Raw genomic sequence first — 12,908 nt, 5'->3', positions numbered from 1 at the left:
TGTCATTTATATGTCTGTTTTTTAAGCAGCCATTTTTCAATCGTGCTGCATAACATTACCAAGTGCTTAGTATTTGCGATTATTCCTCTTCATTCTTTATACTATAAATTATAATATAAGTTCAAATGAACTCAAAATCTTTGGGGGTGCAAGATGGCAAAACGTATCTTTTTGTTCCTTTTAACCAATATCCTCGTATTGACAACAATAGGAATTGTCTTATCTTTGCTTGGAGTTGGCTCCTATGTAACGGCTGGAGGTGGAATCGATCTCATCAGCCTGCTCGTATTCAGTGCTGTTGTAGGTTTCTCCGGATCATTTATTTCTCTGTTCATGTCAAAGTGGATGGCAAAAATGATGATGGGCGTAAAGGTTCTGAAACCGGATCAAAATTTATCGGCATATGAGCGAAACCTCGTAGAACGCGTTCACAGACTTGCAAGAGCTGCAGGCATCAGAAAAATGCCTGAAGTGGGCATCTATCAGTCACGCGAGGTCAATGCGTTTGCAACGGGTGCGTCTAAAAATAATTCTCTCGTTGCCGTTTCCACCGGACTGCTTGAAGAAATGGATGACGCTGCAGTTGAGGGCGTTCTTGCCCATGAAGTTGCCCATATCTCAAATGGCGATATGGTAACGATGACGCTGCTTCAGGGTATCGTTAATACATTCGTAGTGTTCCTGGCAAGAATTGCGGCTTGGATTGCCTCCAGGTTTGTTAGAGAGGACATGGCGCCAATCGTTCATTTTATTGCGGTTTTAGTGTTCCAAATCCTGTTTTCCATTCTTGGAAGCCTTGTCGTTTTTGCTTTCTCCCGCCACAGAGAATTCCACGCGGACAAGGGAGGGGCCGATTTGGCAGGCAAGGACAAAATGGTCCACGCTCTGCGTATGCTGAAAGGATACACGCAGCGGATCAGCAGCGATCAATCTTCTGTTGCATCATTGAAGATAAGCGGGAAACGCGGGCTTGCCCTCTTTTCAACCCATCCTGACCTTGATGAGAGAATCCGCCGTTTAGAAGCAAAATAACCAGGGTATGAATCTGAGGAGATGCTGTCTCCTCTTTTTTTTGTTTACTCAACCCCAAAGTATGTTTTTGTCTTCGCATGTTGAAAATGAAAGCAGGCAAGATAAATTTTGGACAACCCCTTTTCATTCTGCCGGGTTTTCATTATGATAGAGAACATGCAGTTCACCCTAAAAATTTAAGGAACGATATCCATGACCCGAACTAGAACCTTTTTCCAATCATTAACGCCTTTTCAGCTGATTGTAGCTTATTATGCCATAGCCGTCTCCGTTTCAGTTGGTTTGCTGAGCCTGCCTGTTGCCCACCAGGAGGGAGTGCAATGGACGTTTATGGACGGTCTGTTTACAGCTGTAAGTGCTGTAAGCGTGACAGGCCTCAGTGTCATAACGGTAGCAGATACCCTGACTGTACCCGGCATTTTTATTCTGATGTTTGTGCTGCAGTTCGGGGGGATTGGCGTCATGACACTTGGAACATTTGTCTGGCTGATTGTCGGAAAACGCATTGGCCTGAGAGAAAGAAGACTGATCATGGCTGATCAAAATCAGTATTCTCTTTCGGGAATCGTCAACTTGATGAAGCAGGTCCTGTTTTTAATATTGATTATTGAGTTTTGCGGCGGCATGATTCTTGGAACCTACTTTTTAAAATACTACTCGACTTGGCAGGAAGCGTATTTGCACGGGTTTTTTAATTCTGTCAGTGCAACTACAAACGGAGGCTTTGATATTACAGGAGCATCCATGATTCCATATGCAGACGATTATTTCATTCAGTTTGTCATCATCCTTTTAATTACACTTGGAGCGATTGGATTTCCTGTACTGATAGAAGTGAAAACCTTTCTTTTCAGCAAAAAAGGCAAGTACAGATTTACTCTTTTTACAAAGCTGACGACTGTTACATATACCTTGCTCGTTATCGGCGGAACGATTATGATCGCTCTGCTTGAGTATCAGTTTTTTTTCAGCGGGAAAAGCTGGCACGAAAGCTTTTTTTATTCCTTGTTCCAGTCAACCGCCACACGAAGCGGGGGACTTGCAACGATGGATGTCAGCCTGTTTTCTGAAGCCACGCTGCTCGTCATGTGTGCGCTGATGTTTATCGGGGCTTCCCCAAGCTCTGTTGGGGGCGGGATCAGGACAACGACATTTGCTTTAAATTTGCTTGCTCTTTATCACTTTGCCAAAGGCAACAAAACCATTAAGATCTTTAAACGGGAACTTCATGAAGATGATGTGAAAAAATCACTCGTCGTCACGCTGATGGCCTTTGTCCTTTGTTTTGGTTCCGTGTTTATTCTTTCAATCACAGAAAAATTCACGCTCATTGAAATCCTTTTTGAAGTTTGTTCGGCATTCGGAACGACAGGGTTATCGATGGGAATTACAGCAGATCTGAGCACAATAGGAAAATGCATCATTATGATCTTAATGTTTATCGGACGGATTGGGATTGTTACGTTCATTTACATTATCGGATCAAAAGCATCAAAACCAAATTATCACTATCCGAAAGAACGTGTTATTATCGGGTGACGAAGGATGAAGCAGACAGGGAGACTGTCTGCTTTTTGCTGTTTACAACGTACAGTTCAGGAAAATCTTCCCTTGCCTGTGCTATACTTTAGCTAATACGTATTGGGAGAGGTCAGATAAAGTGAAGAAATGGACGGCAGTACTTTTTTGTATGCTAACGCTTGTGATTCTTTCGGCATGTTCAAAGGGACCGCAGCCTGAAGAACGATTCCAGAAATATGTCAGCCTGTGGAATGACCAGAATTTCAGCGGAATGTATGATTATTTATCTTCAGATGCTAAAAAAAGCATCACTGAACAGGAGTTCACAGAACGATATCAGCAGATTTATGAGTCCATCGAGACGGAAAATCTAAGCATCAGCTATGAGAAGCCGGAGGAGCCCGAAGAGAGAAAAGATGAGAAAAAAGCTTCCTTGCCGTTTTCGTTAAAAATGGATACTCTGGCAGGACCTGTTGCATTTGATCATCAGGCGTCACTCGTTCAGGAAGAGACGGATGATGGAGACAACTGGTTCGTCTCATGGAATCCATCGATGATTTTCCCGCAGCTGAAGGAAGGAGATGCGGTCAGAATTTCGGAAGATAAGCCGGAAAGAGGAAGCATCTTGGATAAGAACGGAAAAGGTCTGGCTATAAATGCCGTCGTTCCTGAAATCCAGGCAGTTCCCGAAAAGCTCGGAAGCGATCCTGAAGCCGCAAAAGAAGCAGCAGCAAAGCTTTTGAATCTGACAGCTGAGGACATAGATAAAAAGCTGTCAGCAAGCTGGGTTAAGCCTGATATGTCCGTGCCGGTCGCAAAGGTGGACCCATCAGAAACTGAACTGGTAAAAAAAGTGACATCCCTTCCCGGTTTTCAAAAGGCGGATGTTTCATCCAGGTACTACCCGCTGGGTGAGAATGCTGCCCATTTAACCGGATACATAGGCAATATTTCCGGTGAGGAACTCCAAAAGCTGAAAGGGAAAGGATATACAAGTACATCGCAGCTTGGAAAAGCAGGGCTTGAAGAAGTTTACGAGGACGAGCTCCGGGGAAAATCCGGATTCCGCATCTATACAGATCCTTCAAACGAAACCATTGCCGAGCAGCCTGCCGAAGATGGCAAGGACATCACTTTAACGATCGACTCTGCTCTTCAAACAGTGCTTTACAATCAGCTGAAAGGTGATTCAGGAACAGCTGCAGCTGTTCATCCGATGACAGGGGAAACACTTGCGCTTGTCAGCAGCCCTGCTTACAATCCGAACAGCTTTGTATTAGGAATGTCAGGTGAGGCTTATCAGGCTCTTACAGAGCAGCCCGGTAAGCCGCTGAGCGCCAAATTCAACAAGACATTCTCTCCGGGGTCTGTGTTTAAGCCTCTGACAGCCGCAGCGGGTTTAAAAGCAGGTACACTGGATCCGGCTGAAGTCAAAACCATTGCGGGTTTAACCTGGAAGAAAGGGCCTGAGTGGGGGAACTACTCTGTCACAAGAGTAACGGACGCCTATTCTGCGGTTGACCTTAAAAGGGCTCTTGTTTCATCTGACAACATTTATTTCGCACAGGCAGCGCTCGAAATGGGTGCCGATGCTTTTAAAGAAGGAGCAGCTGCGTTTGGGCTTGGTGAACGATTTGAGTTTGACTTTCCGACTGCCGACTCATCAGTCGCAGCGTCTGACCTAGCTGAAAAGGAAGTTCTTCTGGCTGACTCAGGATACGGGCAGGGAGAGGTCCTGATGAGCCCTGTTCATATCGCAGCAGCCTATACCGCATTTGTCAATAACGGCAGCATGATTATGCCTTATCTTGAGAAAAAAGATGAGCCTGCTCCTGAAATTTGGAAGGAAGGCATTATAACGCCGGAGCAGAGTTCTTTCCTTATGAAACACTTAATCAGCGTCGTGGATGACCCGAGCGGTACCGGCCATAAGCCTGTCGTGCCGGGTCTGAATCTGGCGGGAAAAACCGGCACAGCCGAACTGAAACAGGCCAAAGGTGAAATAGGACAGGAAAACGGCTGGTTTGTGGCTGTGAATACGGATCAGCCAAGCCTGCTGATTGCCATGATGATTGAGGATGTAAAAGACAGAGGCGGAAGCCACTATGTGGTGCCTAAAGTAAAACAGGCGTTTTCCGCTTATCTTAAGCAATGAACAAAAAAGAAGCTGCCAGCGCAGCTTCTTTTTTTATACCTCTTCCATTTTTTTGTGTGTAAAAGCTTTTATCTGCTTCTTAACAATTCTTAATAATCCTTTACCTTCACTTTAGATGGCCTTCATTCTGGCGTGATACGTTAGAAGCATCAGAGGGAGGGAAGGCCAATGAAGCATTCTGTAAAAACAGCAGGCATTTTATTCATGATTGTCTTATTTTTATTTTTTGCATCTGTTTTTGGAGAAAGTCAAGGGCGGGCAGGCACAGATGATAACAAACTCACAGAAATTCATCTGCTTGGTGTGAATGATTTTCATGGACAGCTGGACACTCATTCTGTTCAATCTGGCAAAAAGGTTGGCGGAGCCGAATATCTTGCTTCTCATCTTAACAAACGGAGAGAGATGCATGAGCACTCGCTGCTCTTGCATGCGGGTGATATGACAGGAGGAAGTCCGCCGCTGTCATCCTTGTTTATGGATGAACCGACTATTGAGTTTATGAATCAGCTTAAGTTTGATGCGGGAACACCGGGAAACCACGAATTTGACAGAGGAATCGGCGAGCTTAAAAGACTGATAAATGGAGGGTATCATAGTAGTACAGGATACTTTAAAGGTGCCGATTTTGATTATGTTTCAGCCAATGTGATTGATAAACAGACAGGAAAGCCAATTTTTCCAGCATACACAATTAAAAAAATTGACGGCGTAGAGTTAGGCATAATCGGTGTTGTAACAAAAGAAACCAATCAATTTCTGCTGCCTGAAAACCGGGAGCAGATTGAAATAACGGATGAGTCTGAGGCAATCAATCAGGCAGCTTCACAATTGAAAAAGCTTGGTGTTGAGTCAATCATCGTTTTGGCGCATGCAGCTGCATCATCAGATGAAAACGGTGAACATGCAGGAGAAGAACTGATCGAGATGGCTCCGAAAATCACCGATGAAGTAGATGTCATATTCGGGGCTCACAGCCATAAGCGTGCAAATACCAGAGTTGGAAACAAGATGATTGTTCAGAGCTATTCTTACGGGAAAGCCTTTTCTGATGTAACGCTTCTCATTGACCGCGACCAGAAGGAAATTATCCAGAAGGAAGCACAAATTATTCTGACAGACCACAGTCAGGCACCACCCGATGAAGGTTCTCTGAAGCTTATTGAAAAATATAAGAAGCGGGTCGGAGCCGAATACAGCAAGGAAATAGGGAGTCTTCCCCACGATTTATCAAGAAAAAAGAATGATCAGGGCCATTCTCCTCTTGCCGCACTCCTGGCAGAATCTATGATGAAAGAAATGAATACTGATATTGCTTTCGTTCATCATGGCGGCATCAGGGAAAGCCTGAAGAGAGGGCCTGTGACAAAACAGCACGTCATTGCCGCGCTCCCTTTTAATCATTACGCAGCAGAAATTTCTCTATCTGGAAAACAAATAAGAGAGATTCTTGAACAGCAGTGGAGTTTAAAAGCAGAGAATTTGCTTCAAACGCAAGGACTGACCTTTGAGATCGACCGGAGTGCGCCAAAGGGAGAGCGGATAAAAGCATTAAAGACAGAAGATGGAGAAGTTATTGAAGATCAAAAAATGTATCGTGCGGCTGCAAGCAATTACCTTGCATCAGGCGGAGATGGCTTTGAGGCATTTAAATCAGGGGAAATCATTCAAAAAGGACCGGAACTTTCAGATGTGCTGTCTGCATATTTTGTCGAAAAATTCCATCAATAACTTCTGCGAAAAAGATCCCCAATGGCTGCGCCTTTGGGGAAAACAGGGCTAATTTCTAATCCTGTCCATAGCCTGCATCTTTATCAGGATGAGTAAACGGAAAGCCATCAGGCTTTTTTTTGCTTTCTAAAAGCTCCCGGTTTTCAGGTGTGTTCCAGCCAATGTCGTTTGTAGGATGGACCCATTGATCGCCCGCCATGATGGAAGGGTCGACATCATCGCTCCACTGATTTAAGGGAGACTGTTTGGAATCATAAAAACTGTCTCCGATTAAAACGCCGTATTCATTGATAAAGGGTTTTTTCATGGTTATGCTTGTTCCTTTAAAGGACGGGGCACTTGCCTGATGAGGCATCGTTTCATCCATCGTAAATTCATCTTTTTCACTCATATTCATCACCTCTGTAGTAGTATTGTCTGCTTTTTGGCAGGCTATGAAAGAGACATCTTTAAGGAGGAAAAGGATATGAAAAATGAATTTCCGGTTGCAGCTCTTCAGGATCAGTTTCTTGAAAAGGTGAAAAAGATGGAAAGTGAACTGAGAGAACAAACAGGCGAAGAGATTGTACTAATTGCCTACAAACACAATAAACAGCAAAACTGACTCGTTTTCCCTCTAATGAATGATCCGGATTCGCCTAACACTATAAACAGTGAGGTGCTTCTCACGAACTTTCAGGGGGGTATGAAGATGAAAAGAAAAGCCGCTAGAAATCAGGCAGTGAAAAATAATACAACACCAAAAGAAAGCATGGCCGATACTGAATTTGCTGCAGAAGCGGTCTACAGCAGCGAAAATCCTGCCAAGGGTGCAAACCGCAACAGTAAAAACGGCAGCAAGGGACGTTCAGGAGGGTCATTCTCATGACACACAAAAGCAAAGAGAGCGGACAGCATAAAAAGCAGATGGATCCTGATCTGCTGAAAGAAGAGTTCGGCACAGAAATGGGCGATTATAATTCAGCGAAGTTTTTGGAGGCGGCATCATCCAAAAAGAAGACATGCAAATAAAAGAAGAACCGCTCAGGGGGCGGTTCTTCTTTGTTTGTCAGCTGACTTTATTGTGCAGTCTATTTTCTTGTACAGCATAGGAGCTTGCAGTGCGTGTAACTGGATCATAATGAACAAGCAGGATGCTCTCGCCGGGCATCACCTCTCCGGTTCTTAAATATGCATCCATGTCAAACGGCACCTTATCAAGGATTGTATGCTTATAAAGATCTTTTTCAGTAAAAGCTTTTGCTTCGAATTCTTTTCCAAGCAATGACGGCTGAGAAAGAATCGCCTGATAAATGGTGCTGCGTTCTGACTTCGTCAGCATATCGTTCCACCACGGCTTGCGCGGTTTATGTTTTTGAGAAGACAGATAGTCGTATTTCATAAATCCTTCTGCCAAGTCAGCCTGTTCTTTATGATGGACAGACAGGAACTCATAAAGGCGTTTAAATAAGTCTTCAAGCTGATGGCCGATGCGGACCCAGCCCTGTTCGTCCCAGTAGGTGCCGAATTGCTGGAAAAAATCAAACGGAGTTTCAAACACACTCTTGATCAGAAATTCTACCGTTGCATCCATCCGGTGATCATTCCAGTACTTCTCAAGTACATCTTCCACTTGCTTAATCTTCACGATATCTTCAAATGAAAGGACATTGTTTTTCAGAATTTCATAAGGCGAGTGGTCCATATAGACATAATCATGGTCTGCAGCGCGCAGACGCAGGCCTGTTCCGCGAAGCATTTTTAAGAAGCCGAGCTGCAGTTCTTCCGGACGCATTTCAAATACATCGTTAAATGTCTTTTTAAACGACGTATAGTCCTCCTCAGGCAGCCCTGCTATCAAATCAAGATGCTGGTCAATCTTTCCGCCTTCTTTAACCATTGTGACAGTCCTCGTAAGCTTGCTGAAATTCTGGCGTCTCATCACAAGATCATTTGTCGCATCATTTGTGGACTGCACGCCGATTTCAAAACGGAAAAGACCTTTTGGGGCATTGTCATTTAAAAACTGGATGACTTCAGGCCGCATAATGTCAGCGGTTATTTCAAATTGAAAAACCGTTCCGGGCAGATGCTCATCGATAAGAAACTGAAACATTTCCATCGCATAGCTTCTGCTGATGTTAAACGTCCTGTCAACAAACTTAATGGTTTTGGCGCCGTTTTGCATCAGGTAGCGGATGTCATCTTTAACTTTTTCACGGTCAAAATAACGGACCCCGACCTCAATGGAAGACAGACAGAACTGGCAGCTGAACGGACACCCTCTGCTTGTTTCAATATAGGTAACCCGCTTTGAAAGGTGGGGGATATCCTCTTCAAAACGAAAAGGAGAAGCAAGTTCAGCCAGATTGATCTTATTCCGCTGAGGATTGATCATGACCTCGCCATGATTTCTGTAGGCAATTCCGGAAACATTCTTCATGTTTTTGTCTGATTGAAGGGCAGCCAAAAATTGCTTGAATGTCTCTTCACCTTCGCCAATGACAATATAATCCGCTTCAGGTATGGATTCCATCCATTCTCTTGTGTCGTACGTCACCTCAGGACCGCCGAGCACGATGATGAGGGAAGGGTTGATTTTTTTCATCATTTTCATGATCTTAATGGTTTCTTCGATATTCCAAATATAGCAGCTGAAACCAACGACATCAGGTTTCATGCGGAACAGATCGGTCACTACATTCATTGCCGGATCTTTAATTGTATATTCAGCAATGGCCACTTCAAAGTCAGGCTGGGCATGAGCTTTCAGGCAGCGCAGGGCAAGACTTGTGTGGATATATTTTGCGTTCAGCGTACTTAGTACAACGTTCATTTATTAACACCACTTCTAACATAATTTTTAATCCTATCTATTCTATCACATTTTATCCATAATAAAGCGACCTAAAAACATGGAAAAACCCGCTGCACAAGCAGCGGGTTCTATTCTTAGCGGTACTGCACCTTTTCTTCTCTGTTTTTGAAGAATTTGCGCAGATTTGTTGCTTTAAGCTCAATAATCGGCTGTGTAACAGTTTTAACAGCATTTGTAGATAAGATGAATGTCAGAAGAATGGACAGAAGAACAATCAGGGTGACGCTCTGATAATCTTTAAGCCATTCGAGAGCCTCGCTGTTTCTCAAGGATCTGACAATGAATCCGTGCAGCAGGTAAACGTAAAATGTCCGTGTCCCCCAATGTGTAAAGAAAAAGCGGCTTTTAGGAATCAGGGAAAGAAAACTGAATGTCAGGACAAATGTCAGTGTGTAAAATCCGAGACGGATCAGGCCGTCTTCAATGCCGACTCCGCCAAACTGAGAGTAGGGTTTAGAACCAAACAGCCACTCGTAGTCAAAATCCATAAAGAAATAGGCGGCGAAAACGGCCATCAGCATAGCGGTTGACACAAGACGCACTTTTACTCCGGTCAGTCGCTTGAAGTGTGATTTATCCAGATAGAACCCGACTAAAAACAGCGGGAAGAAGACAAATGTTCTTGACACACTCAAGTAATTGCTTGCCGAATCCACATAGCCTATCCCAACGCCAAGTGTGATGGCAACAAGAATGGCCGTTCTTTTATCAAGCTTCGTATAGGCAAACAGGAAGAGATTCCAGAAAAATAAGCTCATCAGGAACCAAAGCGACCAGTGCGGGTCGAGCGGATTGACGGCAAGAGCGCTTTCGGATTCAACAAGGAAGTAATAAACTGAGTAAATTCCCTGGAAAATTAAATACGGGATAATCAGTTTTTTAAAGATTTTCTGTACATAGCCTTTTTTGTTGTACCCTTTTGCAAAGAAGCCTGATATTAAAATGAAGGCAGGCATATGAAAGGTGTACACAAATTTATATACATTCAGCATAAATTCGTTATCATCAATAAATGAGCGAATAACATGACCAAACACAACAAGAATGATCAGAATAAATTTCGCATTATCGAAATAGCTTTCACGATTTTTCACAGTATCACCCATTTTCACAGAAGTCATTAAAGGCTCCTGCAGTTAGTTTTCCCATAAGGGATATTACTACCCTTTCTACCCTTCCTCAAAAGAGTTTAAAACAGCCAAACAGCAATATAGCCTTTTTTAAAGGGATTGTAAAGAAGTTGTTAGGTGCGTGTAAAAAGAACGAATTTTTGCACTTATTCACGATTGCTCCCTTTTGCATAGGTCCTTAGCAATAAAATTGTCAAATCCGGTAAAACGGTGAAGGACTATTCAGTATTCTGTAGAATTACAGGGGAGATGAAAATTTGCCCGTCGGCAAGGAGCGGAATGATGCATGAGCAAAGTAATGAATGAATGTGAAGTGACGTCATTGCAGGAGCAGATCACGATATTAAAAGAAGAAAATAAGCGGCTTGCAGAAAAGAGCCGTCAGCAGGAATTGATTATTGAAAGTGCGATGGAAGCGATCATTATTCTTGATGAATCGTTTCATTTTATAGATTGCAACAAATCTGCCTGTCACCTTTTTCAGCTGGATAAGCTTGAAATGGGCAAGAGAAAGATGTGTGATTTTCTTTCGCTTGTTCCCCACCAGCAGCTGCTGAATCAAGTTGACGAGCTTCGTGACAGGGATCAAATAGAAGATGAACTGATTATCAAGCTTGACAATGGCCAGGTGAAATTTATTGAACTGTCCATTAAGAAAAATGCGCTCGGAACCCGGCATCTCGCACTTATGAGGGATATTTCCTCCAATAAAATGCTTGAGCGGGAACGGACAATCAACGAACAGCTCTTTAAAGATCTGTTTCACAGGGCGGTTGACGGCATCGTCATTTTTGACGGAAGCGGCCAGTTTATAGATGCGAACGGCTCTTTTTGTCTGAATTTTGAAATAGATAAAACCAGCCTGGGCTCATTTAAGCTTGAGGATTTTGTTGAGCACGAGAACCAGTTTAAACTCGATAAACTCTGGTCTATTTTGAATGAAGGAGGCAGAGCAAAAGGGGAAATGCCCGTGACGCTTTTGTCAGGGCGCAGAAAAGTATTTGAATTTACATCCACCTCCAATGTGCTCAGCGGATTTAACATGGCCATTATGAGAGACATTACGGAAAAAAGGAATATGGAAATGAAACTGTTCAAAAGCGAGGAACGTTTCAGGGAAATATTTGAAAATGCCATAGATGCCATCATTATCTGGAACAATGACGGGCGGATCATCAGCGCCAATCAGTCAGCCTGCAGAACGTTTGAGCTTTCAATGGAAAACCTGATTAGCAGCAGCATCTTTGATTTTATGGATGCCAGTGAATCCAAATTCAGGACAGTCAAAAAGAAATATGTAAAATCAGGAGCTATTCGCGAGGAGCTCTTGTTTTATATGCCGAACGGCCAGTGCAAACAGCTGGAATTTACATCTAAAATGGACGTAACAGACGGGCACCATCTGACCATCCTCCGGAATGTAAGCGACCGTAAGCAGATGGAAAAAGAATTAAGGGAAAGCGAACAGAAATTCAGAAAAATTTTCAACGGGGCCATGGACGGCATTGTGCTGATCGATGACAATTACACGATTATTGACGCCAATCAGGCAGCTGGAAAAATCCTTGAGATTCCTCTTGAGGACATCCATAAGTACAATCTGCATGAGCTGATTTCCTATGATAAAATGGAAGGCAGCGCCATGTATCTCATGGACGAAATGACAGAAGAAATTCCATTTAAACTCCAGAACAACAAAGAAAAAATTCTCGAATTTTCATTAAAACGGCATATTATCGAAAATATGAACCTGGCTATTTTCAGAGACGTTACGGAGAAGAAGGAGCTTGAAGAACGGCTCCGCAAATCTGACACGCTGAGCGTTGTCGGAGAGCTTGCAGCAGGCATTGCGCACGAAATCCGAAATCCGATGACGGCATTAAAAGGTTTTATCCAGCTGCTCGAAGCCAATGTAAAAGAAGATTTTTCCATGTATTTCAACGTGATTACATCAGAACTGAGCAGGATTGAATCCATCATTACAGAATTTCTCATACTCGCAAAGCCTCAGGCCATTTCTTATCAGGAAAAAGATGTCGTGACCATAATGAAGGAAACAATCGATCTTTTGAACGCGCAGGCTATATTGGTCAATGTGCAGATTGAGCTTTTTCATAACGGCTGTGTGCCTCATGTATACTGTGAGCCGAACCAGCTCAAGCAAGTCTTTATCAATATATTAAAAAATGCGATTGAGGTTATGCCGTCAGGCGGTACAATCCAGGTCCATATTTCACTGAAAAACGAAGATGAACTTCATATTTCGATCATTGACGAAGGGTCAGGCATTCCTGAAGACAAAATTAAACGGCTCGGGGAACCTTTTTATACAACAAAAGACAGGGGCACAGGACTCGGCCTTATGGTGAGCTACAAAATTATCGAAGAGCACTGCGGAAAAGTGGAGGTTGAAAGCGAAGTCGGAAAAGGGACAGCTTTTCATATCAGCTTGCCGCTTCATCAGACATGCTGAAAGGAAGAC

The 12,908-nt window shown here is 43.4% G+C and carries 11 protein-coding genes; 8 read left to right on the top strand and 3 right to left on the bottom strand.

Translation table 11 applies throughout. From position 1 onward, the window contains the following. Positions 1–153: 153 nt before the first annotated feature. The 4 genes from htpX (at position 154) to MHB63_01360 (ending at position 6,439) form a co-directional block, all read left to right on the top strand. Positions 154–1,032, top strand: a complete 879-nt coding sequence (htpX, locus tag MHB63_01375) for a protease HtpX (protein MEK3805237.1) — start codon at positions 154–156, stop codon at positions 1,030–1,032. A gap of 192 nt (positions 1,033–1,224) precedes the next feature. Beyond that, positions 1,225–2,571 carry a TrkH family potassium uptake protein gene (locus MHB63_01370; GenBank protein MEK3805236.1) on the top strand — a complete coding sequence of 449 codons (1,347 nt, stop codon included), beginning with the start codon at positions 1,225–1,227 and terminating at the stop codon, positions 2,569–2,571. 121 nt (positions 2,572–2,692) lie between these two features. Next, a complete protein-coding gene (locus MHB63_01365; GenBank protein ID MEK3805235.1) occupies positions 2,693–4,708 on the top strand; it encodes a penicillin-binding transpeptidase domain-containing protein in 2,016 nt (671 codons plus the stop codon). Between the two features lie 168 nt (positions 4,709–4,876). Continuing rightward, the gene (locus MHB63_01360) at positions 4,877–6,439 is read left to right on the top strand and encodes a bifunctional metallophosphatase/5'-nucleotidase (protein MEK3805234.1); all 1,563 of its coding nucleotides are present in this window, start codon (positions 4,877–4,879) and stop codon (positions 6,437–6,439) included. Between the two features lie 55 nt (positions 6,440–6,494). Here MHB63_01360 and MHB63_01355 read toward each other — a convergent pair whose 3' ends face one another. Continuing rightward, complete coding sequence (locus tag MHB63_01355; GenBank protein MEK3805233.1) at positions 6,495–6,830, bottom strand: DUF3905 domain-containing protein; 336 nt, start codon at positions 6,828–6,830, stop codon at positions 6,495–6,497. A 75-nt stretch (positions 6,831–6,905) separates the two neighbouring features. Between MHB63_01355 and MHB63_01350 the strand changes: the two genes are divergently transcribed. The 3 genes from MHB63_01350 (at position 6,906) to MHB63_01340 (ending at position 7,450) form a co-directional block, all read left to right on the top strand. After that, entirely contained in the window at positions 6,906–7,043 is a 138-nt protein-coding gene (locus MHB63_01350) for a hypothetical protein (GenBank protein ID MEK3805232.1), read from the top strand. A gap of 87 nt (positions 7,044–7,130) precedes the next feature. Beyond that, on the top strand, positions 7,131–7,307 hold the full coding sequence (locus MHB63_01345; GenBank protein MEK3805231.1) for a hypothetical protein: 177 nt from the start codon (positions 7,131–7,133) through the stop codon (positions 7,305–7,307). Continuing rightward, positions 7,304–7,450, top strand: coding sequence for a hypothetical protein (locus MHB63_01340; GenBank protein MEK3805230.1), 147 nt, complete (start codon positions 7,304–7,306; stop codon positions 7,448–7,450). Before MHB63_01345 ends, MHB63_01340 begins: the two co-directional genes overlap by 4 nt. Before the next feature lie 37 nt (positions 7,451–7,487). Here MHB63_01340 and MHB63_01335 read toward each other — a convergent pair whose 3' ends face one another. Both MHB63_01335 and MHB63_01330 read right to left on the bottom strand, forming a co-directional pair. Beyond that, on the bottom strand, positions 7,488–9,254 hold the full coding sequence (locus tag MHB63_01335) for a B12-binding domain-containing radical SAM protein (protein MEK3805229.1): 1,767 nt from the start codon (positions 9,252–9,254) through the stop codon (positions 7,488–7,490). Positions 9,255–9,370: 116 nt separating this feature from the next. Continuing rightward, complete coding sequence (locus MHB63_01330) at positions 9,371–10,417, bottom strand: acyltransferase family protein (protein MEK3805228.1); 1,047 nt, start codon at positions 10,415–10,417, stop codon at positions 9,371–9,373. Positions 10,418–10,712: 295 nt separating this feature from the next. On the opposite strand from MHB63_01330, the gene MHB63_01325 reads away from it, so the two are divergent. Then, complete coding sequence (locus MHB63_01325; GenBank protein MEK3805227.1) at positions 10,713–12,899, top strand: PAS domain S-box protein; 2,187 nt, start codon at positions 10,713–10,715, stop codon at positions 12,897–12,899. The last annotated feature ends 9 nt before the right edge of the window (positions 12,900–12,908 follow it).

Origin of the sequence: Bacillus sp. FSL H8-0547 (assembly GCA_038002745.1) — a bacterium.
Taxonomy (GTDB): domain Bacteria; phylum Bacillota; class Bacilli; order Bacillales; family Bacillaceae; genus Bacillus_P.
The sequence above is the reverse complement of the archived record's forward strand: the minus strand, read 5'-3'. Positions and strand labels throughout refer to the sequence as shown.